The 20,956-nt window shown below is 54.8% G+C and carries 19 protein-coding genes; 10 read left to right on the forward strand and 9 right to left on the reverse strand.

What is annotated here, in order from left to right; all coding sequences use genetic code 11:
• Positions 1-35 precede the first annotated feature (35 nt).
• The 4 genes from xylR to xylF form a co-directional block, all read right to left on the reverse strand.
• A complete protein-coding gene (xylR, locus tag ABLV78_RS00885) occupies positions 36-1,214 on the reverse strand; it encodes a D-xylose utilization transcriptional activator XylR (RefSeq protein ID WP_045390709.1) in 1,179 nt (392 codons plus the stop codon).
• Between the two features lie 123 nt (positions 1,215-1,337).
• Positions 1,338-2,519, reverse strand: a complete 1,182-nt coding sequence (xylH, locus tag ABLV78_RS00890) for a xylose ABC transporter permease XylH (protein ID WP_047047728.1) — start codon at positions 2,517-2,519, stop codon at positions 1,338-1,340.
• Positions 2,497-4,038 carry a xylose ABC transporter ATP-binding protein gene (locus ABLV78_RS00895; protein WP_045390714.1) on the reverse strand — a complete coding sequence of 514 codons (1,542 nt, stop codon included), beginning with the start codon at positions 4,036-4,038 and terminating at the stop codon, positions 2,497-2,499. Before ABLV78_RS00895 ends, xylH begins: the two co-directional genes overlap by 23 nt.
• Before the next feature lie 64 nt (positions 4,039-4,102).
• Positions 4,103-5,098 carry a D-xylose ABC transporter substrate-binding protein gene (gene xylF / locus ABLV78_RS00900; RefSeq protein WP_045390717.1) on the reverse strand — a complete coding sequence of 332 codons (996 nt, stop codon included), beginning with the start codon at positions 5,096-5,098 and terminating at the stop codon, positions 4,103-4,105.
• A gap of 372 nt (positions 5,099-5,470) precedes the next feature.
• On the opposite strand from xylF, the gene xylA reads away from it, so the two are divergent.
• From xylA to yiaA, 4 genes are all read left to right on the forward strand, one after another.
• Positions 5,471-6,793: a xylose isomerase gene (gene xylA / locus ABLV78_RS00905; protein ID WP_047047733.1), complete on the forward strand. Its 1,323-nt coding sequence runs from the start codon at positions 5,471-5,473 to the stop codon at positions 6,791-6,793.
• 94 nt (positions 6,794-6,887) lie between these two features.
• Positions 6,888-8,342 (forward strand): xylulokinase, encoded by a 1,455-nt coding sequence (gene xylB / locus ABLV78_RS00910; protein ID WP_047047735.1) that lies wholly within the window; start codon positions 6,888-6,890, stop codon positions 8,340-8,342.
• A 169-nt stretch (positions 8,343-8,511) separates the two neighbouring features.
• Positions 8,512-8,889 (forward strand): inner membrane protein YiaB, encoded by a 378-nt coding sequence (gene yiaB / locus ABLV78_RS00915; RefSeq protein WP_047047737.1) that lies wholly within the window; start codon positions 8,512-8,514, stop codon positions 8,887-8,889.
• 34 nt (positions 8,890-8,923) lie between these two features.
• On the forward strand, positions 8,924-9,364 hold the full coding sequence (yiaA, locus tag ABLV78_RS00920; protein ID WP_045390728.1) for an inner membrane protein YiaA: 441 nt from the start codon (positions 8,924-8,926) through the stop codon (positions 9,362-9,364).
• Between the two features lie 34 nt (positions 9,365-9,398).
• On the opposite strand, the gene ABLV78_RS00925 is transcribed toward yiaA, so the two are convergent.
• A complete protein-coding gene (locus ABLV78_RS00925; RefSeq protein ID WP_047047740.1) occupies positions 9,399-10,394 on the reverse strand; it encodes an acyltransferase in 996 nt (331 codons plus the stop codon).
• Between the two features lie 184 nt (positions 10,395-10,578).
• Between ABLV78_RS00925 and ABLV78_RS00930 the strand changes: the two genes are divergently transcribed.
• The 5 genes from ABLV78_RS00930 (at position 10,579) to yidD (ending at position 16,349) form a co-directional block, all read left to right on the forward strand.
• Positions 10,579-10,878 carry a YsaB family lipoprotein gene (locus ABLV78_RS00930; RefSeq protein ID WP_045390734.1) on the forward strand — a complete coding sequence of 100 codons (300 nt, stop codon included), beginning with the start codon at positions 10,579-10,581 and terminating at the stop codon, positions 10,876-10,878.
• Positions 10,879-11,015: 137 nt separating this feature from the next.
• Complete coding sequence (glyQ, locus tag ABLV78_RS00935; protein WP_001168551.1) at positions 11,016-11,927, forward strand: glycine--tRNA ligase subunit alpha; 912 nt, start codon at positions 11,016-11,018, stop codon at positions 11,925-11,927.
• 9 nt (positions 11,928-11,936) lie between these two features.
• Positions 11,937-14,006 (forward strand): glycine--tRNA ligase subunit beta, encoded by a 2,070-nt coding sequence (gene glyS / locus ABLV78_RS00940; RefSeq protein ID WP_020077709.1) that lies wholly within the window; start codon positions 11,937-11,939, stop codon positions 14,004-14,006.
• Positions 14,007-14,238: 232 nt separating this feature from the next.
• Entirely contained in the window at positions 14,239-15,858 is a 1,620-nt protein-coding gene (locus tag ABLV78_RS00945; protein ID WP_047047746.1) for an ABC-F family ATP-binding cassette domain-containing protein, read from the forward strand.
• An 86-nt stretch (positions 15,859-15,944) separates the two neighbouring features.
• Positions 15,945-16,349: a membrane protein insertion efficiency factor YidD gene (gene yidD / locus ABLV78_RS00950; RefSeq protein WP_072058237.1), complete on the forward strand. Its 405-nt coding sequence runs from the start codon at positions 15,945-15,947 to the stop codon at positions 16,347-16,349.
• 50 nt (positions 16,350-16,399) lie between these two features.
• On the opposite strand, the gene cspE is transcribed toward yidD, so the two are convergent.
• The 3 genes from cspE to ABLV78_RS00965 all read right to left on the reverse strand — a co-directional run bounded on the left by cspE (position 16,400) and on the right by ABLV78_RS00965 (position 18,772).
• Positions 16,400-16,612 carry a transcription antiterminator/RNA stability regulator CspE gene (cspE, locus tag ABLV78_RS00955; RefSeq protein ID WP_000014594.1) on the reverse strand — a complete coding sequence of 71 codons (213 nt, stop codon included), beginning with the start codon at positions 16,610-16,612 and terminating at the stop codon, positions 16,400-16,402.
• A 264-nt stretch (positions 16,613-16,876) separates the two neighbouring features.
• Entirely contained in the window at positions 16,877-17,167 is a 291-nt protein-coding gene (locus ABLV78_RS00960; RefSeq protein ID WP_047047749.1) for an HTH-type transcriptional regulator, read from the reverse strand.
• A 246-nt stretch (positions 17,168-17,413) separates the two neighbouring features.
• Positions 17,414-18,772 carry an MFS transporter gene (locus ABLV78_RS00965; RefSeq protein WP_047047754.1) on the reverse strand — a complete coding sequence of 453 codons (1,359 nt, stop codon included), beginning with the start codon at positions 18,770-18,772 and terminating at the stop codon, positions 17,414-17,416.
• A gap of 435 nt (positions 18,773-19,207) precedes the next feature.
• On the opposite strand from ABLV78_RS00965, the gene ABLV78_RS00970 reads away from it, so the two are divergent.
• Complete coding sequence (locus tag ABLV78_RS00970) at positions 19,208-19,918, forward strand: DUF3053 domain-containing protein (RefSeq protein WP_045390744.1); 711 nt, start codon at positions 19,208-19,210, stop codon at positions 19,916-19,918.
• A gap of 66 nt (positions 19,919-19,984) precedes the next feature.
• Here the strand turns inward: ABLV78_RS00970 and ghrB are convergent, their stop codons facing one another.
• A complete protein-coding gene (gene ghrB / locus ABLV78_RS00975; RefSeq protein WP_047047757.1) occupies positions 19,985-20,956 on the reverse strand; it encodes a glyoxylate/hydroxypyruvate reductase GhrB in 972 nt (323 codons plus the stop codon).

Raw genomic sequence — 20,956 nt, forward strand, 5'->3', positions numbered from 1 at the left:
GCCCGGTGCGTAAGCCCGGGCATTTTTCTTTCCCGCTACATCATTACTTCACTGTGCTGGTCGCGGTATTCCTTTGGCGTCACGTCGTACTCTTTCTTAAACACCGAATAGAAATACTGCAGCGACGGATAACCGCACATCTGCGAAATTTCGTTTATCGATAGCGTGGTGGAGACCAGCAGGCTGCGCGCTTTTTCCAGCTTTTCGCTGTGGATCACCGTGTGGATGGTCTCGCCGACCTCTTCTTTAAAGCGTTTCTCCAGATTAGAGCGGGAAATACCGACGGCGTCGAGCACCTGCTCAACCTTAATGCCTTTGCAGGCGTGGTTGCGGATGTAATGCATCGCCTGAATCACCGCAGGGTCGGTGAGTGAGCGATAATCGGTGGAACGCCGCTCAATGACGCGCATCGGCGGCACCAGCAGGCGCTGCAGCGGCAGCGCTTCGTTTTCCATTAAACGGTGCAGTAGTTTCGCCGCCTGGTAGCCCATTTGCCGGGTACCTTGCGCCACGGAAGAGAGCGCGACGCGGGAGAGATAGCGGGTCAATTCTTCGTTATCGATACCGATAACGCACAATTTTTCCGGCACCGGAATATGCAGCAGCTCACAGGCCTGCAGGACGTGACGTGCCCGGGCATCGGTCACGGCGATAATGCCGGTTTGCGGCGGCAGCGTTTGTAGCCAGTCGGCGAGCCGATTTTGCGCATGCTGCCAGTTCTCCGGCGCGGTCTCCAGCCCCTGATAGACCACGCCACGGTATTTTTCTTTGGCGACTAGCTGGCTGAAGGCGTGTTCGCGCTCCATCGCCCAGCGCTTGCCGCTGGAGGTCGGTAGCCCGTAAAAGGCGAAGCGGTTCACGCCTTTTTCTTTCAGATGCAGGAATGCGCTTTCGACCAGCGCGGCATTATCGGTGGCGATATAGTGAACAGGCGGATAGCATTCTGGCTTATGGTAAGAGCCGCCGACGCCGATAATCGGCACTTTGACATCCGCCAGTAGCTTTTCAATCTCCGGGTCGTCGTAATCGGCGATCACGCCATCACCCAGCCACTCTTTGATGTTTTCGATACGCGCGCGAAAATCCTCTTCGATAAAAATATCCCATTCCAGCTGTGATGCCTGCAGATATTCGCCAACGCCTTCAACCACCTGACGGTCATAGGCTTTGTTGGCGTTGAATAACAGCGTAATGCGGTGACGCTTTTCAAACATAGATGATATTCCTGCTCTTACCCCGGTCATACAATACCGGCTAATGCCCGAATTATTTCAAGCGCCTTATTGCGAAGTTTGGCGGTGGCGCAAGTTATTCGGGCATTTTTCATAGTGATACCGTTATGTTCTCCGTTTGGTAGCCGAATCCATCCAGACCGCCAACAGTAAAATGGCGCCTTTGACGATGTATTGCCAGAAGGTGGCGACGTCCATCATGCTCATGCCATTATCCAGCGCCGACATAATAAACGCCCCCATCACCGCGCCAGCAACGCTGCCGACGCCGCCCGCCAGACTGGTGCCGCCAATCACGCAGGCGGCGATAGCGTCCAGTTCGGCGATGTTGCCGGCGGAAGGCGAGCCTGCTCCCAGCCGCGAGCTGAGAATCAACCCGGCGATGGCCACCATCAGGCCGTTAATGGCGAAGACCGCAAGCTTGGTGCGCTCGACGTTAATCCCGGAGAGGCGAGCCGCTTCCAGATTGCCGCCAATGGCATAGATGCGGCGGCCAAAAGCGGTGCGGGTCGCCATAAACATGCCCGCCAGCAGCAAAGCGGCGAGTATGAGCACCGGCGTCGGTACGCCGCGATAGTCATTGAGCAGCCAGATAGCGCCCAGCACAATAACCGCGGTGATGGTCTGACGACCAACGGCGCCGCCAGAACTGGTGGTCGCCAGCCCTAACGCCTGTCGGCGCATCCGTCCGCGCCATTGCCAGATAATAAAAGCCGCCATGCCAATAACGCCGATTCCAAAGCCGATGCCGTCCGGTAAATAACTTTGGCCGATTTGCGACATTGCCGGCGTGGTGGGCGAGACGGTGGTACCGTTGGTAATGCCGATTAAAATTCCGCGAAACGCCAGCATGCCGGCAAGGGTCACAATGAAAGAGGGCACCTTACGATAGGCGACCCACCATCCGTTCCACGCGCCGAGCAGTAGCCCCATAACCAACGTAACGAGGATGGTGAGCGGTAGCGGCCAGCCGAGCCAGACGTCGAAAATCGCCGCCGCCCCGCCGAGCAGCCCCATCATCGAGCCGACGGAGAGGTCAATTTCCGCCGAAATGATCACAAACACCATGCCGACGGCGAGGATGCCGGTGATGGCGGTTTGCCGCAGGAGGTTGGAAATATTACGTGCGCTCAAATAGGCGCCGTCGGTAACCCAGGTAAAAAACAGCATAATGGCGATAATCGCGGCGATCATCACGAAAACCTGGAGATTGAGCCCTTTCAGCGCCGGAAAAGCGGTAGGGGCGGATGGGGTGAGTTTGATTTCAGACGACGTGTTTTTCGACATGGCGTTCGCTCCTCAGCGCGGCTTCCATCACCTGTTCCTGGGTCAGACCTTGATTAAGTAAATCGGCCTTAAGCTTGCCTTCGTGCATCACCAGTACCCTATCGCTCAGCCCGAGCACTTCAGGCAGTTCGGATGAGATGACGATGACGGCGATGCCTTGCTGCACCAGTTGATTGATAAGCTTGTAGATTTCGTATTTCGCGCCGATATCGATGCCGCGGGTTGGTTCATCGAGGATCAAGATGCGCGGGTTGAGCAGCAGGCAGCGGGCCAGAATCGCCTTTTGTTGATTGCCGCCGCTCAGGCGGCCAATCGCCAGATCCGGCGATGACGTTTTAATTTTCAGCCGCTGAATCGACTGCTGGATGCAGTGCTGCTCTGCGGCGTCGTCGAGACTGCTCACCGGGCCGGTGAACTGGTTTAACGCCGCGAGAGTGATGTTCTTGCCGACTGCCATCACCGGCACGATGCCGTCTTTTTTGCGATCTTCCGGCACCATGGCGATGCCATGGGCAATCGCCTGTTGGCAATTGTTAATTGTCACCGGTTGGCCATCGATAAAAATGCTTCCCTGCCAGCGCCCAGGCCAGACGCCAAACAGGCACTGTACGGCTTCGGTGCGCCCGGCGCCGACTAACCCGGCGATGCCGAGGATTTCGCCGCGGCGGAGGGTAAATGAGACGTCGTTGACGCGCTTAATATGGCGGTTTACCGGGTGCCATGCGGTGAGATGCTCGACACGCAAGATTTCTTCGCCATGGCTATGGGGTTCGTTTGGATACAGCGCCGTGAGCTCGCGCCCGACCATCATAGTGATGATGTCATCTTCGTTCATTCCGCTGGCGTCGCGGGTGCCAATATGCTGACCGTCACGTATTACGCAGATAGTGTCGGAGATGGCTTTAACTTCATTGAGCTTGTGCGAAATATAAATACAGGCGATACCGTGGTTTTGCAGATCGCGAATAATCGCCAGCAGCGTCGCGGTTTCTTGTTCAGTTAACGATGCCGTGGGTTCATCGAGGATCAGCAAACGTACCTGTTTATTCAGCGCCTTGGCGATCTCGACTAACTGCTGCTGGCCCAGACCTAAATCACCGACGCGGGTATCCGGCGAGATCGATAAATTCACCTGCGCCAACAGCTTCTGGCAGCGCAGGGTCATGGTTTCGTAATCCAGCAGGCCATGGCGTGAGATCTCGGCGCCGAGAAAGATATTTTCCAGCACCGTGAGATGCTTCACCAACGCCAGCTCCTGGTGAATGATGGCGATACCTTTACGCTCGGTATCGCGAATATGATTCGCCTGCAGCGTCTCGCCGGCGAAAATAATTTCACCTTCGTAGCTACCGTGCGGATAGATCCCGCACAGCACTTTCATCAGCGTTGATTTCCCCGAACCATTTTCACCGCATAACGACACCACTTCCCCGGCATTCAGCCGCAGGCTGACGTTATCCACGGCTTTAACCGCGCCGAAGGCTTTGGTGATGTTCTTCATTTCGAGTAACCAGGACATAGAGACTCCGCAAAAGCGATATCCGGCAGGACGAAAATGACGCCCCGTATCGGGGCGTCAGCCATTACAGTTCACTCTTTTTGTGGAAACCGTCTTTAATTACCGTGGCGTCAATATTCTCTTTATTGACTTCAATTGGCGTTAACAGGCGCGAGGGGACATCTTTTAAGCCGTTATTCAACGTGGCGTCGGCCTTGGGTTGCTGGTCGTTGCCTAATTCAACGGCGATTTCGGCAGCGTTGGTGGCAAGGGTGGTGATAGGTTTATAAACGGTCATCGTCTGGGTGCCGGAAATAATACGTTTCACGCCAGCCAAATCGGCGTCTTGCCCGGAGATAGCGACTTTACCCGCCAGCCCCTGGGCGCTTAGCGCCTGGATAGCGCCGCCGGCGGTCGCGTCATTGGAAGCCACTACCGCGTCAATTTTGTTGTTATTCGCCGTCAGCGCGTTTTCCATGATTTTTAACGCATTTTCCGGCAGCCAGCCGTCGACCCACTGATCGCCAACGATCTTAATTTTGCCCTCATCGACATAAGGTTTGAGTACCTTCATCTGGCCGGCGCGGAACAGTTTGGCGTTATTATCCACCGGCGAGCCGCCCATCAGGAAATAATTACCCTGCGGCACTTTGTCAACCAGACTTTGGGCCTGCATTTCACCGACTTTTTCATTATCGAAAGAAATATAAAAATCGATGTCAGCATTATTAATCATGCGATCGTAGGCGAGGACTTTAATTCCCTCTTGTTTTGCTTCCTTAATAACGTTGCTGAGCACCTGGCCGTTGTAAGGAATAATCACTAAAACATCGACGCCGCGGTTGATCATATTTTCAATTTGCGACATTTGCGTTTCTTCGTTGCCATTGGCGGACTGCACAAATACTTTGGCGCCTAAGGATTCTGCTTTATTAACGAAAATATCGCGATCTTTTTGCCAGCGCTCCAGACGAAGGTCGTCGATGGCCATCCCAATCTTAACTTCTTTAGCCATACCCGCCATGCTGGCGAGAAGGAGCGATGAGGCGCAGAGCGTAAGGCAAAGGTTCTTTATCTTCATAATAACGATACCTTTTCAAAGGGTAGGTAAGGCGTACAGGAATAAACTTCAGGTTGCAGATACGTTGCAGATTCTTAACGGGGAAGCGAGGGCTGGCAATTACCTGTTCTTATTTTCGCATTATGAAATTTAGTTTGTTTTGTAATTTATGACCGCGATCGTATTTTATTCAAGAGTATGCAGATTATTTCATTCTTCTTCCATCATAGGATTCCAGAAATGATGCGGAGAGGAATTATTTTTGCGAGCTGGCGCACGTTTGTGGATTCTCTCAATGGCGGTGTGAAATAACGTAATTGAGGAAGGCGAAAGTGGAATTCTATATTGGCGTATAACTTGTTACTCGCCGCACCCCTGAATATGGAGTTCTCTATGCAGACCTATTTCGATCAACTCGAACGCGTTCGTTATGAAGGCCCGAAATCGACTAACCCGCTGGCTTTCCGCCACTACAATCCGGATGAATTAGTACTGGGTAAACGCATGGAAGACCACCTGCGTTTCGCCGCCTGCTATTGGCACACTTTCTGCTGGAATGGCGCGGATATGTTTGGCGTGGGGTCCTTCGATCGACCATGGCAGCAGCCGGGCGAAGCGCTGGAAATGGCGAAGCGTAAAGCCGAAGTGGCATTTGAGTTTTTCCATAAGTTGAATGTGCCGTATTACTGCTTCCATGATGTCGACGTTTCTCCGGAAGGCGCTTCGCTGAAAGAGTACAGCAACAACTTCGCGCAGATGGTGGACGTGCTGGCGGAAAAACAGCAGCAGAGCGGCGTCAAACTGCTGTGGGGGACGGCAAACTGCTTTACCAACCCGCGTTATGGCGCAGGGGCGGCGACTAACCCCGATCCGGAAGTCTTTAGCTGGGCGGCGACTCAGGTAGTCACCGCAATGAATGCGACCCACAAGTTGGGTGGTGAAAACTATGTTCTGTGGGGCGGTCGCGAAGGCTATGAAACCCTGCTTAATACCGACCTGCGTCAGGAACGCGAGCAGATCGGCCGCTTTATGCAGCTGGTGGTTGAGCACAAACACAAAATTGGTTTCCAGGGCACCCTGCTGATCGAGCCGAAGCCGCAGGAGCCGACCAAGCACCAGTATGATTATGATGCCTCCACGGTTTATGGATTCCTGAAACAGTTTGGTCTGGAAAAAGAGATTAAACTGAACATTGAAGCCAACCACGCCACCCTTGCCGGCCACTCTTTCCATCACGAAATCGCGACGGCTATTGCGCTGGGCCTGTTCGGTTCGGTTGATGCTAACCGCGGCGATGCGCAGCTTGGCTGGGATACCGACCAGTTCCCGAACAGCGTGGAAGAGAACGCCCTGGTGATGTATGAGATCCTCAAAGCGGGCGGCTTCACCACCGGCGGCCTGAACTTTGATGCTAAAGTTCGTCGCCAGAGCACCGACAAATACGACCTGTTCTACGGTCATATCGGCGCGATGGACACCATGGCGCTGTCGCTGAAGGTCGCGGCGCGCATGATTGAAGATGGCGAGCTGGATAAACGCGTGGCAAAACGCTACGCCGGCTGGAACGGTGAATTGGGCCAGCAGATCCTTAAAGGCCAGATGACCCTGACCGACATCGCGCACTATGCGACTCAGCATAACCTAGCGCCGCAGCACCACAGCGGGCATCAGGAACTGCTGGAAAACCTGGTGAATCATTACCTGTTCGATAAGTAATGCCGACAAAAGCGCCCGCTAAATCCGGGCGCTGGCTGTAACCATTTTTGCTGCGCCACGCTTTGCCGTGGCGTTCGTGTTAAGGAGACGCTGCATGTATATCGGGATTGATTTAGGGACCTCGGGCGTAAAAGCCATTCTGCTCAATGAACAGGGCGACGTACTGGCGACGCATACCGAAAAACTGACCGTCTCGCGCCCACATCCGCTCTGGTCCGAACAAGATCCCGAACAGTGGTGGCAGGCGACGAATACCGCGATGCAAGCGCTGGGATCGCAACACGCTCTGCGTGAGGTAAAAGCCTTAGGGATCGCCGGACAAATGCATGGCGCCACGCTGCTCGATAAACAGCAACGGGTGCTGCGTCCGGCGATTTTGTGGAATGATGGCCGCTGCGGCGAAGAGTGCATGCTGCTGGAAGAAAAAGTCGGCGCTTCGCGGCAAATCACCGGTAACCTGATGATGCCGGGCTTTACGGCGCCTAAGCTGCTGTGGGTGCAGCGTCATGAAACCGATATCTTTAAACAGGTTGATAAGGTCCTGTTGCCGAAAGATTATCTGCGGCTACGCATGAGCGGTGAATTCGCCAGCGATATGTCCGACGCCGCCGGCACGATGTGGATGAACGTCGCGCGTCGTGACTGGAGCGATGAGATGCTCGCCGCCTGCGGGCTCAGCCGCGACAATATGCCGTCGCTATTTGAAGGCTGTGAGGTGACCGGCCAACTGCGTGCTGAGGTAGCCCAGGCGTGGAATATGCCGCGGGCGCTGGTGGTTGCGGGCGGCGGTGATAACGCCGCAGGCGCTGTCGGCGTTGGCATGGCCGATGCCGGGCAGGCGATGTTATCGCTGGGAACCTCCGGCGTCTATTTCGCCGTCAGCGATGGTTTTCTGAGTAAACCGGAAAGCGCGGTGCATAGTTTCTGCCACGCGCTGCCGGGCCGCTGGCATCTGATGTCGGTGATGCTCAGCGCCGCGTCTTGTCTGGATTGGGCGGCGAAGTTGACCGGCCTTGGCAGCGTACCGGCGCTGCTCGCCGCGGCGCAGGCGGCGGCCGAAAATGCCGATCCGGTGTGGTTTCTCCCCTATCTTTCCGGCGAGCGTACCCCGCACAACAATCCGCAGGCTAAAGGCGTGTTCTTCGGCCTTACCCATCAACATGGTCCCGCCGAACTGGCGCGGGCGGTGCTTGAAGGGGTGGGTTACGCGCTGGCCGACGGTATGGATGTTGTGCACTCCTGCGGCGTGAAACCGGAAAGCGTCACTCTTATCGGCGGCGGCGCGCGGAGCGCATACTGGCGGCAAATGCTCGCCGATATTAGCGGGCAGCAGCTGAATTTCCGCACCGGCGGCGATGTCGGCCCGGCGTTAGGCGCGGCAAGATTGGCGCAGCTGGGCGTTCATCAAGGTGCGGCTTTCTCTGACCTCCTGCCGCAGCTGCCGCTGGAGCAGGCGCACTTGCCTGATGCTCAACGGTTTGCCCGTTATGCGCCGCGTCGTGAAACATTCCGCCAGATCTATCAGCAGCTTAAGCCACTGATGTCATAAGATGTTCTCGCCCCATTTATTGGGGCGAATTCCCTTTCTGAATGATTCACTTTGCATTGATTTAATTCACATATTTATTTATTCCGAATTGTGGATTTCAATTCGCTGAAACCGCCGCAACTGGCAATTCCCCGGTCATAATGAGCGTTACGATGGCCAGGGAGGCGCAATGAAATTAAAACGTACGACGGCAAGATTGGTCATGCTGCTGGGCTCGCTGGTTTACTTAATCGGCATCTGGCGAACGTGTCCGCTATTCAGCGGCAAAGGGTACTTTCTTGGTGTGCTGGTGATGGGGATGTTTGCCGTGCTCACGCATCAGCGAACGGAGCTGGAAGCGCAGCGAGACGACGATTTTATCTCTCTGTGCCGGCTGGTGCTGTTGCTATCGGTGGGATTGCTGCTGGTCGGCGCCTGGTTTGTCCCCGCGCCGTGGCGTGAAAAAAGCATTTACGTGATGGCATGGTTTGTCTGTATGTATGGCGCTTCAGCGATATCTTATCCCACCAAAGTCGCGGATAAAGCTCGCAATAGCTCAGTGGAATAAGCTGTCAGTCGACAGCGAAGAGAGGTAGTCAGTAATGGAAATGAAAGCGACGACATATTCACCCGCGTTTCACCTGATCTCATGGATTGCGCTGGTGGGCGGTATCCTCGTGTATTTGATTGGCCTGTGGAACGCGCCAATGGAGCTCAATGAAAAGGGCTACTATTTTGCCGTATTGGTATTGGGTCTTTTTTCCGCCGCTTCTTATCAGAAAACGGTACGTGATAAATACGACAAAATTCCAACCACCGCTATGTATTACATGTCCTGCCTGATCGCCTTCGTGATTGCGATAGGCCTGCTGGTAGTGGGATTGTGGAACGCAACGCTGATGTTAAGCGAGAAAGGCTTCTATGGCCTGGCATTCTTTTTGAGCCTGTTCGGCGCGGTAGCAGTACAGAAGAATATTCGTGACGCCTGGGATCGCTCGCCGTTAAGCGAGGGGAACGCAGTAATCGAAGAGACCGCAGAGTAACCGACGGCGCCCGCGTTGAACGGCGGGCGCTTTTTTAGCTCACTAACCGGCGGCGGTCAATTCGCTGAACCAGTACAGACAGCGCCAGGCTACCCAAGAGCGCAGCGGCGAAAATCCATACAATATCCAGTAATGGCCAGCGGCTAAGCTCAAGACCACTTGCGCGCAGCGCGTGTATAAACAGCGCGTGAAAACCATAAATGCCTAACGAATGTCTGGAAATTAACGCAATACCCGGGAGCTCGCGATTATTGAGGATGTTTTTGCCCAGCGTCAGCAACGAGGTCGCGCAGACAAATACTGCTGGTCCGCAATAAAGATACCAGGTATCGCCGAAATCGCCGCGCCATTGCAGTTCATGCAGCGTGCCGCGTGAAATAACCCACACCGCGGCGGTAAACAGCAGCGCGCACAGCAGGGTTAATCCTCTTCTGTCGGTGTTCATGGCGCCGATCGCCCGGCCCAGTATCCCGTACAGTACGTAGTAAAAGGTATCGCCGTTGATATAAAGATTGATCGGTAGCCATTCAATGCCGCCGGCTTTAATACTTACCGTATTAGGGTTGGCGATGAGGCCAATCACCAGCATCAGCGCCAGCAGCATTTTGCCGCTGACCTGCTTCACCTGAATCAGCGGCGAGAGCAGATAAATCACCACAATGGCAAAGAAAAACCACAGGTGATAAAACACCGGCTTCTGCAGTAAGTTTTTTAATGACAGCCCAACGTTGATATGGGTAAACAGGGTGATATAGAGCAGCGCCAGCGCGCTGTAGAACAGGATACACAGCACGATGCGCAGATAATGACGCGGCTGGGCGCTGCGTTCGCCAAAAAAAAGATAACCTGAAATCATGAAAAAAAGCGGGACGCTGACGCGCGATGCCGAGTTAAGCAGGTTAGCGATATCCCATTCAAACAGGCTGATGCTATGCGGATGGGTAATATACCAGGTGGTGCTGTGAATCATCACGACCATCAGACATGCTATGCCGCGCAAGTTGGTAATCCAGCTTATTTTTTCCTGCATCTGTACCTCATGGCTCCTGCGTAAAAAGAGTCTGACTCCCGTAGTTTGTCGTCATCACAATGGAATATTCTGAGTTTATCGCCACACTCTTGTAGAGCATCAGTGAGATTCGCAAAATGTTTGTCTGGGTTTACATGGTCTGCACGATAACAATTGGCTAACAAGGCGGTTGAGAAAAATAGTGATGAAATATTTCGTATCAGTCCTGGTGGCGCTGCTGCTGGTCGGCTGCAGCCAGACACCTGCTCAACCTGTCCAAAAAGCGCAAAAGGCACGTATCACGCCGCAAACGACGCTGAATATGGAAAAACTATGCAAGGATCAGGCGGCGTTACGTTATAGCACAGACACCCGTCGCGTCGACGTCAATCATTTCGAGCAGTTCCAGGCGAGCTATGAGCTTTCCGGCCTGACTTCGCGGAATGAACGTTTTATCTGTTCTTTTGATCCGGACGGCCAGTTTTTGCATCTTTCTATGCGCTAAATGCGGCTTGAACGCCGCATGATGGCGCCGCTTTGCTCAAATTTCGCTAAACAAAGGCGTTTCATACTGTATATCTCGCAGCCAGCGGGTATACTGATCCCTTCCTTTAAATCCACACGTATCCAGCACGAAATAATATGCAAAAGTTTGATACCAGGACCTTCCAGGGCCTGATCCTGACCTTACAGGATTACTGGGCTCGTCAGGGCTGCACCATTGTTCAACCACTGGACATGGAAGTTGGCGCCGGCACCTCCCACCCGATGACCTGCTTACGCGCGTTGGGGCCAGAGCCGATGGCGACCGCCTACGTGCAGCCTTCTCGTCGCCCGACCGATGGTCGCTATGGCGAAAACCCGAACCGCTTACAGCACTATTACCAGTTCCAGGTGGTGATTAAGCCGTCTCCGGACAACATTCAGGAATTGTACCTCGGATCTCTGAAAGAGCTGGGTATGGATCCGACCATTCACGACATCCGCTTCGTTGAAGATAACTGGGAAAACCCGACGCTGGGCGCCTGGGGGCTGGGTTGGGAAGTGTGGCTGAACGGTATGGAAGTGACGCAGTTCACTTACTTCCAGCAGGTTGGCGGCCTGGAATGTAAACCGGTTACCGGTGAAATCACTTACGGCCTGGAGCGTCTGGCGATGTACATCCAGGGCGTGGACAGCGTCTACGATCTGGTCTGGAGCGATGGCCCGCTGGGCAAAACCACCTACGGCGACGTGTTCCACCAGAACGAAGTGGAACAATCCACCTATAACTTTGAATATGCGGACGTAGACTTCCTGTTCACCTGCTTCGAGCAGTACGAGAAAGAAGCGCAGCAACTGCTGGCGCTGGAAAACCCGCTGCCGCTTCCTGCCTACGAACGTATTCTCAAAGCCGCCCATAGCTTTAACCTGCTGGATGCGCGAAAAGCCATCTCCGTCACCGAGCGTCAGCGCTATATTCTGCGCATCCGCACCCTGACCAAAGCAGTGGCAGAAGCTTACTATGCTTCCCGTGAGGCCCTGGGCTTCCCGATGTGCAACAAAGACAAATAAGAGGCGGCCATGTCTGAGAAAACTTTCCTGGTGGAGATCGGCACCGAAGAGCTGCCACCAAAAGCACTGCGCAGCCTGGCTGAATCCTTCGCTGCCAACTTTACTGCGGAACTGGACAACGCTGGCCTTGCGCACGGCGCCGTCGAATGGTTTGCCGCGCCGCGCCGCCTGGCACTGAAAGTGGCGAATCTGGCCGCCTCGCAGCCGGATCGCGAAGTCGAAAAACGCGGCCCGGCCATTGCCCAGGCGTTTGACGCGGAAGGTAAACCAAGCAAAGCGGCCGAAGGCTGGGCGCGCGGCTGTGGAATCACCGTCGATCAGGCTGAACGTCTGACCACCGATAAAGGCGAATGGCTGTTGTATCGCGCCCACGTTAAAGGTGAAAGCGCGCAAACTCTGCTGCCGAACATGGTTGCAACCTCGCTGGCGAAGCTGCCGATCCCGAAACTGATGCGCTGGGGCGCTTCTGACGTTCACTTCGTGCGTCCGGTACACACCGTGACCCTGCTGTTGGGCGATCAGGTTATTCCGGCGACCATTCTGGGCATCGCTTCCGACCGTATCATCCGCGGACATCGCTTTATGGGCGAGCCGGAATTCACCATCGACAATGCCGATCAGTATCCGCAGATTCTGCTGGAGCGCGGTAAAGTGATGGCGGACTACGCCGAGCGTAAAGCCAAAATCAAAGCGGACGCTGAAGCGGCGGCGCGTAAGATTGGCGGTAACGCTGACCTGAGCGAAAGCCTGCTGGAAGAAGTGACCTCTCTGGTCGAGTGGCCGGTAGTGCTGACGGCGAAGTTTGAAGAGAAATTCCTCGCGGTGCCATCCGAAGCGCTGGTTTACACCATGAAGGGCGACCAGAAGTACTTCCCGGTCTATGCTAACGACGGCAAACTGCTGCCGAACTTCATCTTCGTGGCGAATATCGAGTCCAAAGATCCGCAGCAGATCATCTCCGGTAACGAGAAGGTCGTTCGTCCGCGCCTGGCGGATGCCGAGTTCTTCTTCAATACCGACCGTAAAAAACGTCTGGAAGATAACCTGCCGCGTCTGGAAACCGTGCTGTTCCAACAGCAGCTGGGAACCCTGCGCGACAAGACCGATCGCATTCAGGCGCTGGCGGGCTGGATTGCCGAGCAAATCGGCGCTGATGTTAACCATGCGACCCGCGCGGGCCTGCTGTCCAAGTGTGACCTGATGACCAATATGGTCTTCGAGTTCACCGACACGCAGGGCGTGATGGGGATGCACTACGCGCGTCATGACGGCGAAGCGGAAGACGTCGCAGTGGCGCTGAACGAGCAGTATCAGCCGCGTTTTGCCGGCGATGCGCTGCCGTCTAACCCGGTTGCCTGCGCGGTGGCTATTGCCGACAAGATGGACACCCTGGCGGGTATTTTCGGTATCGGCCAGCATCCGAAAGGCGATAAAGACCCGTTTGCGCTGCGTCGTGCCGCGCTGGGCGTGCTGCGTATCATCGTTGAGAAGAACCTGAATCTCGATTTGCAAACGCTGACCGAAGAAGCGGTGCGTCTGTACGGCGAGAAACTCACTAACGCCAACGTCGTTGATGACGTCATCGACTTCATGCTGGGCCGCTTCCGCGCCTGGTATCAGGACGAAGGCTACGGTGTTGACACTATTCAGGCGGTACTGGCGCGTCGTCCGACTCGCCCGGCGGATTTCGATGCGCGCATGAAGGCCGTATCGCACTTCCGTACGCTGGAAGAGTCCTCCGCCCTCGCGGCGGCAAACAAGCGCGTATCCAACATCCTGGCGAAATCCGACGAGACCCTGAACGATATCGTTCATGCCTCGGTGCTGAAAGAAGCGGCGGAAATCAAGCTGGCCGGTAATCTGGTGGTGCTGCGTGATAAGCTGCAGCCATACTTCGCCGAAGGCCGTTATCAGGATGCGCTGATTGAGCTGGCTGCGCTGCGCGAGCCGGTTGATGAGTTCTTCGAAAATGTGATGGTTAACGCTGAAGACAAAGATGTCCGCATCAACCGTCTGACGCTGCTGTCCAAACTGCGCGAGCTGTTCCTGCAGGTTGCGGATATTTCGCTGCTGCAGTAACTATCTCGAGAAAGGTCAAAAGCCTGCCATCCGGCAGGCTTTTTTTTGCTTTATCGCGATGGTGAAAAAATAATCTTGAAATCCAGGTTCAGGCCTGGCTATCCTATGTCCCGACGAATCCCTCGTCTCACTGGAGCGCACACGACAAATGAACAAACACGACTGATGAATTTCACGCCTTACCTTGCAGACGCTGCGGGTAGGGGAGTATTGATTTCATTCAGGAGTGCTTATGGCTCATTGCGCCCACACCCCCTCATTTGTTTTACATCAGGTCACCTGTCAGTTCGCGACGGGGCAGACGCTTTTTGGCCCGCTGAATTTATCGCTGGAACCGTTGCTTTGCGGCCTTGTTGGACGCAACGGCGTTGGCAAGACACGCCTGTTACGTCTGCTGGCGGGCCTTGATTCCCCTTCCGGCGGGCATATCGAACGGTCGGCTACGGTTGCCTGGGTGGCGCAGCAGCCGACCCTCACGGCCGGGACCACCATTGCCTCGCTACTGGGTTATGCACCGCTATTTGACGCTTTGTCCCGTCTTGAACAGGGGAAAGGCCTGGCAGATGACTTCGAACTGTTAGATGGTCGTTGGGATCTGCCCGATCGCCTGAGTTCAGCCTTTCGCGATGCCGATCTCCCGGCATTCTCCGCCGATCGTCCCGCTTTTTCGCTCAGCGGCGGCGAACGGATGAAGGCGCTGCTGTGCGGCGCATTTGTTTCCGGCGCGGACTATCTGTTGCTGGATGAACCCACGAATCATCTCGATCGTCAGGGCAGGGAGTGGCTGTATCAGCAGCTGGAAATCTGGCGGGGCGGGGCATTAATCGCCAGCCACGACCGTGAATTACTGGCTCGGATGTCGAAGATTATTGAGCTAACGCCGGCGGCGCTGCGCAGCTACGGCGGTAATTATGCCGCATATCAGCAGCAGCGCGAAGCGGAGCAACAGGCCGCCCGAGCGGCGCTGGAGCATGCCGCTATCGAACGGCGGCGCACCCGGGCGCGGATGCAAAAGGAGCATGATGCGGCCCAGCGGCGATCGGCGCAGACGCTGCGTACCGTCGATTCGCTGAATATCGCCTCTTTCGAACGTGTGAAGTACAAGGGTGCCGCAAAAGAGCGCCCGGGCACGCTGCGCCGTCAGCATCGTGAACAGAACAGCAGCCTGAATGCCGCCGTGCAGCAGGCGTGGGAGCGGGTAGAAGAAGATAGTCCGGTGATGTTCACGCTACCGGGCAGTGAAGTGGCCGCCGGCAAGCAGGTACTGGTGCTGGAATCACTGCAGTTAGCTCACTCATCCACCGCGCCGCTCGACTGGCGGGTGGATGGCCCGATGCGCATCGCGCTAAAGGGGCCAAACGGCTGTGGCAAAACAACATTGTTGAAAACTCTGATGGGGCTGGAGCAGGCAACCTCTGGCGATGTTCGGCTGTCGGTGAGCGCGGCGTATCTCGATCAGCATCTGACGCAGCTGGATTTATCACTATCGGCAATGGAGCACCTGAACTTAGGAAACACTCCGCTGGATGAAGGAATGCTGCGTAGCCGTCTGGCGCAGCTCCAGCTGGGGGCTGACAAGGTCAGCCTTCCGCTGGCGGCGTTAAGCGGCGGCGAGCGACTGAAAGCGGCGCTTGCCTGCGCGCTCTGGCGGCGGGACTCAACTCAACTTCTGCTACTGGATGAGCCGACCAATCACCTCGATCTGGCGTCGACCCAGGCAATTGAAAGCGCGCTGGCGGCGTTTCCCGGCGCGATGCTGGTGGTATCGCATGACGAGGTATTTTTACAAGGCCTGAAATTGACCCATTGCCTGGAGTGGCGGGATACGGGCTGGCATTTCACTGTCAGTTAAAAGTGGTCGTTTTTAGGAATTCATTTATACCTGTCGGTCGATCGGGAGGGATATGATGACTGATAGCCAGTACATTTTAGGTATATATGGACAACCTAATTTTAAAATTAATTGTTTTCTATCAACGGATTGTCTCTCCCCGTAAGGGCTACCGCTGCGCCTATAGCGTTTTACATCATACGCAGGGTTGTTCAGGTGCGGTAAAAGACATTATTCATAACAAAGGCGTCGTTGACGGTTGGCGAGAAATTCGTCAGCGATTCGCCGACTGTCGGGTGGCTGCGGAAACCCTACAGCAACAAAAACTCGCGGCTAACCCAGCGGGTAAAAAAAGACGTAAACCGGGAAGAAAGCGCGATGCTTGCGATGGTTGTGATGTTGTCACTGGCTGCGACGGTAAGTGCTGTTCCCACCTGGTGCCGGATAAGCTGCCGGATCTGGATTGTCCTTGCGACTGTTTATCAGTGAGATTGTGGCGCCGGAATAGATAAAAAAAATCCCCGCCATAAGGCAGGGATTTATTATTCTTAGCGGCTTGAACTTACAGAGAAGTTACGTTGCCAGCTGCCGGGCCTTTAGCGCCGCTTTCGATGGTGAAGGAAACTTTCTGACCTTCGTCCAGAGATTTGTAGCCATCGTTCTGGATAGCAGAGAAGTGTACGAACACGTCTTTAGAGCCATCGTCAGGAGTGATGAAGCCGAAGCCTTTGTCAGCGTTGAACCATTTTACGATACCAGTCATTTTACCGGACATAGTGAATTACCTTTAAAAAAATTAGTGAGCCTTGCGGCGTAGTGGTCTGGACTACAGATTTAAAGCGATAAAGGGAAAGTTCACTACGGGGATATCTAATGGATAACCTTTGAAGGACTGCTCTATTCGACTGCTCTGTGGTCTGTACATCAAACCTGCGAGCATTAACGCATGTTCTCAGTCGGATAGCAAACTTTTTTTCATCAGGATATAAAACGGCCCTGCATCAGGACCGTTACCAAAAGAAGATAGTAAACCAGTTTTTCAATCTATTAGCTGCCTTGAGAGCTGCGGATTGGCCATCATCAGGCGCATCAGTTTGAGTTCCGTGGATGACGGTTTTACCCGTCGCGACTCCCACTCTTCGACCATTGCGACGCTGACGCCCATGGCATTGGCGAAATCATCGGTCTTAAGCCCTGTGCCTTTACGCAGCAGTTCAAATTCATTAAAAACGCTTGGTGTACGGGCAAGCGTGGCCGTTTGCGGCTGATCTTTAAAAACAATTTGTTCCAGGTTACTCAACAAATCAAATACGGGATCTTTATATTCCATTGAGAGCTCCTATTCTGTCTCACTGCGGAGAGGAAAATACATCGAGCCATTTAAGAATAGTCGCAAAAGCAAGGAAAATAATAACCGCAGTGATTATTTGTTGGCGTGGTTTCGTTAATCACCCGGAAAAGCGGCGTGCGTAAAAGCTAAGGTGATGATTCCTAACATCGACAGCGGCTTTAGAAAATTTATGTAAATGATGGTTTGCGTCAAGAAAAAGCCAGCGCAGAGCGCTGGCTGGATTGATTAGGCTTTTTGTAAATTCTTGCTGTCATTTTCGCTGACGGTTGGCTGGCGCTGGCTCATTTTGTATTTCACCAGCAGAGCGATAGCGGATAAAAACGCCGGGATCGCCAGCATCGTGAAGATAGTTTCAAACGACAATTGCGCCTGCATCAGGAAAGCGCCGCTGAAGGCGCCGAGGATCCCGCCGAAGCGGCCGATACCGAGCATCCAGGCAACGCCGGTGGCACGGCCCTGGGTTGGATAGAACCCGGCAGCCAGCGCCGGCATTGATGATTGCGCGCCGTTCATAATGCTGCCGGCGATGAACACCATCACTCCCATCAGCAGCAGATTGCTGGTTGAGAAACCGACCAGGCAAACAAAGACGCCGGTGAGCAGCCAGCCGACGGCAACTACCTTGTTAGGGTTGATCTTGTCCATTAGCGCGCCGAGGATCAATACGCCAATCCCGCCGCCGAGCGGGAACAGCGCGGTGATGATAGAAGCCTGGCTCATCGAGGCGCCGGTTTCGCGGATCAGCAGCGGTAGCCAGCTGGTCAGCAGATAGAAAATCAATAATCCCATAAAATAGGTCAGGCACAGCATCACGGTGCCCACGGCGTAGCGCGGGGAGAAAATCACGCCAATGGCCGACTTTTCCTTCACCTGGCCTGCTTCACGTAGCTCAAATTCAACAGCATCCGGCAGCGGCGCGATACGCTTCAGGATGGTGGCGATGCGTTGTGCCGGCTGCCGTTTCACGACCATATAGCGGGCGGATTCCGGCAGCAGGAACATTAACGCCACGGCCAGCAGCAGCGGCATCACGCCGCCAAGCACTAACACGCTTTGCCAGCCATAGTGCGGGATCATCCAGGCTGACAGGAAGCCCCCGAGCGACGATCCCATCGGGAAGCCGACGAACATCAGGTTTACCATCAGCGCGCGGCGGCGTTCCGGAGCATATTCGCTCATTAGCGTCGCGGCATTCGGCATTGCCGCGCCTAAGCCCAGACCGGTGAGGAAGCGTAATAATGTCAGTTGGTTCAGGCTGCTGGCAAACGCGGTTAACAAACTAAAGCCGCCGAACACCAGGATCGACATAATCAGCACTTTCTTGCGGCCAATACGGTCGGCGAGCGGCCCGGCCGTCAGCGCGCCGACGGCGAGCCCGACCAGAGCGGCGCTCATTACCGGGCCCAGTGCGGATTTCTCAACTCCCCATTCCTGTACCAGGTCTGAAGCAATAAATCCGATAATCGCGGTATCAAATCCGTCCATCGCGACGGTAATAAAACATAAGGCGAGAATCATCCATTGGTACTTAGTGAATGGATGTTCGTTGATAAAAGCCTGAATATCGATGGTTGTTTTCTTCATACGGCATTCCTGGCAGGCTGAGCGGGGGACAGAGGTATTGTTATAGTCTCCCTCGCTATCATTGATGTCGGTTGTGCGATAATCGAACATAACGCCGTTAATCGCTCATTAATCAAACCATTGAACCTGCCTGTAGACAATGTGCCGCCGTCAGGAAGCGTGCGATTATCGTCCGCTTTGCCCAATTCATTCACCGATGATTTTATTAATTTTAATTAAATCAAAAAGATATTTACTATTTTTGCCGGTTAAGTTATCGCGTTAAATGTGATGAACTTAACAGCGGACATGGCTGGCGCCGGGGTGCAAAAAAGGACATTTTCCACGGTAAGATTATCAGGAAAGGGTATCCTGCAAGCCCGTCCTGGACTATCCTTGTCAGCGTCTGGCACGCGTGTGCCTGTTTGCGCTTTTTTTGGCTGAAGGAGTAAAAAAATGGCGACAGGAAAGTCCTGCTCTCGCTGGTTTGCGGCCGTTGCGGCCATATTAATGGTGGTTAGCCTGAGTGGGTGTTTTGATAAAGAAGGCGATCAGCGCAAAGCGTTCATCGACTTCCTGCAGAATACGGCAATGCGTAGCGGCGAACGTCTGCCAACGCTTACCGCCGATCAGAAAAAACAGTTCGGCCCCTTCGTTTCCGATTATGCGGTGATTTACGCTTATTCACAGCAGGTCAGCCAGGCGATGGATGCAGGTCTGCGCCCGGTGGTTGATAGCGTTAACGCCATTCGCGTGGCGCAGGATTATACCACTCAGCGTGAACCGCTGCGTCAGGCTAACGGCGCGCTGGGCGTGCTGAGCCAGCAGCTGGAAAACGCCAAAATGCAGGCCGATGCCGCGCATGGCGCGCTGAAGCAGGCTGATGACCTTAAGCCGGTTTATGACCAGGTGTTTAATAAAGTCGTGACGGCGCCGGCGAATGCGCTGCAGCCGCTGATCCCGGCCGCGCAGATCTTTACTCAGCAGCTGGTCCAGGTGGGTGATTTTGTCGCTCAGCAGGGGACGCAGGTGAGCTTCGTGGCCAACGGTATTCAGTTCCCGACATCACAGCAGGCGAGCCAGTACAATGCGCTGATCGCCCCGCTGGCCGCACAGCATCAGGCCTTTAATCAGGCCTGGACGGCGGCGGTTAACGCCACGCGTTAACCGGTATATCGCTGTTCTCCCGGCTGACGGCGTAAGCGCCGCCGGCCGGGCTTCTGCTTTTCTCGCTTACTTCACCTGCGGGTTCACACAGTTCTTCTCTACCTTGCCGTTCAACGCGTCAATCAGATTGTCTACCGCGCAGGCCGCCATGTTATAACGCGTCTCGTGGGTAGCGGAACCAATGTGCGGCAGCGCGACCACGTTCGGCAGTTTCAGTAATGGCGAATCTTTTGCCAGTGGTTCATGTTCAAAGACATCAAGACCGGCGGCGTGGATCTCACCGGCCTGCAGCGCCGCAATCAGCGCCTGCTCGTCAACCACCGGACCGCGTCCGGCGTTAATGAAGATGGCGGAAGATTTCATTTTGGCAAACTGCGCTGCGCCGAACAGGTGGTGGGTCTCTTCGCTCAGCGGCAGGATCAGGCAGACGAAATCCGCTTCCTGTAACAGGGTATCCAGATCGCAGTAGCGGGCGTTAAAGCGCTCTTCCGCCTGCGGATGCTGACGGCGCGCGTTATACAGAATCGGCATGCCGAAACCGAAATGCGCGCGCTGTGCCAGCGCCATGCCAATGCGGCCCATGCCGACGATGCCTAAGGTTTTATGGTGTACATCGCAGCCGAACCAGTCCGGCCCGATGCTTTTGGTCCATTCGCCCGCTTTTACGCGTTCAGCGACCTCAACCACCCGACGCGCGGTGCTCAGCACCAGCGCCATCACCGTATCGGCGACGGTTTCGGTCAGCACGGTCGGCGTATGCATCAGCAAAATCTTGCGCGCGTTCAACGCATTGACATCAAAATTGTCGTAGCCGACAGACACGGTAGAGGTCGCACGCAGCTTCGGCATTTTCTCCAGTAACGCGGCGTCAACCTTTTCACTCGAACCCAGTAAACCTTCCGCCTGGGCGAAAGCCTCCGCGTGCTGTGAAACGGTTTCCGGACGCAGGTTTTTCACCTGGGTGACGGAAAAATGTTCCTCCAGACGATGTAACAGGTCGTCGGGAAGCGTTTTATAGAGAATGACAGACGGCTTCAT

The organism is Klebsiella sp. CN_Kp075 (assembly GCF_040065055.2).
In the GTDB taxonomy this organism is placed as follows: domain Bacteria; phylum Pseudomonadota; class Gammaproteobacteria; order Enterobacterales; family Enterobacteriaceae; genus Klebsiella; species Klebsiella aerogenes.

Bases quoted from the DNA above. Each gene is read 5' to 3' on its own strand.
- ABLV78_RS00930 (WP_045390734.1), top strand. From the start codon at position 10,579: ATGAAATATTTCGTATCAGTCCTGGTGGCGCTGCTGCTGGTCGGCTGC.
- yiaB (WP_047047737.1), top strand. From the start codon at position 8,512: ATGAAATTAAAACGTACGACGGCAAGATTGGTCATGCTGCTGGGCTCG.
- ghrB (WP_047047757.1), bottom strand. From the start codon at position 20,956: ATGAAGCCGTCTGTCATTCTCTATAAAACGCTTCCCGACGACCTGTTA.
- ABLV78_RS00970 (WP_045390744.1), top strand. From the start codon at position 19,208: ATGGCGACAGGAAAGTCCTGCTCTCGCTGGTTTGCGGCCGTTGCGGCC.
- glyQ (WP_001168551.1), top strand. From the start codon at position 11,016: ATGCAAAAGTTTGATACCAGGACCTTCCAGGGCCTGATCCTGACCTTA.
- yidD (WP_072058237.1), top strand. From the start codon at position 15,945: ATGGACAACCTAATTTTAAAATTAATTGTTTTCTATCAACGGATTGTC.
- ABLV78_RS00925 (WP_047047740.1), bottom strand. From the start codon at position 10,394: ATGCAGGAAAAAATAAGCTGGATTACCAACTTGCGCGGCATAGCATGT.
- ABLV78_RS00945 (WP_047047746.1), top strand. From the start codon at position 14,239: ATGGCTCATTGCGCCCACACCCCCTCATTTGTTTTACATCAGGTCACC.
- cspE (WP_000014594.1), bottom strand. From the start codon at position 16,612: ATGTCCGGTAAAATGACTGGTATCGTAAAATGGTTCAACGCTGACAAA.
- xylF (WP_045390717.1), bottom strand. From the start codon at position 5,098: ATGAAGATAAAGAACCTTTGCCTTACGCTCTGCGCCTCATCGCTCCTT.
- ABLV78_RS00960 (WP_047047749.1), bottom strand. From the start codon at position 17,167: ATGGAATATAAAGATCCCGTATTTGATTTGTTGAGTAACCTGGAACAA.
- xylH (WP_047047728.1), bottom strand. From the start codon at position 2,519: ATGTCGAAAAACACGTCGTCTGAAATCAAACTCACCCCATCCGCCCCT.
- xylB (WP_047047735.1), top strand. From the start codon at position 6,888: ATGTATATCGGGATTGATTTAGGGACCTCGGGCGTAAAAGCCATTCTG.
- glyS (WP_020077709.1), top strand. From the start codon at position 11,937: ATGTCTGAGAAAACTTTCCTGGTGGAGATCGGCACCGAAGAGCTGCCA.
- ABLV78_RS00895 (WP_045390714.1), bottom strand. From the start codon at position 4,038: ATGTCCTGGTTACTCGAAATGAAGAACATCACCAAAGCCTTCGGCGCG.
- xylR (WP_045390709.1), bottom strand. From the start codon at position 1,214: ATGTTTGAAAAGCGTCACCGCATTACGCTGTTATTCAACGCCAACAAA.
- yiaA (WP_045390728.1), top strand. From the start codon at position 8,924: ATGGAAATGAAAGCGACGACATATTCACCCGCGTTTCACCTGATCTCA.
- ABLV78_RS00965 (WP_047047754.1), bottom strand. From the start codon at position 18,772: ATGAAGAAAACAACCATCGATATTCAGGCTTTTATCAACGAACATCCA.
- xylA (WP_047047733.1), top strand. From the start codon at position 5,471: ATGCAGACCTATTTCGATCAACTCGAACGCGTTCGTTATGAAGGCCCG.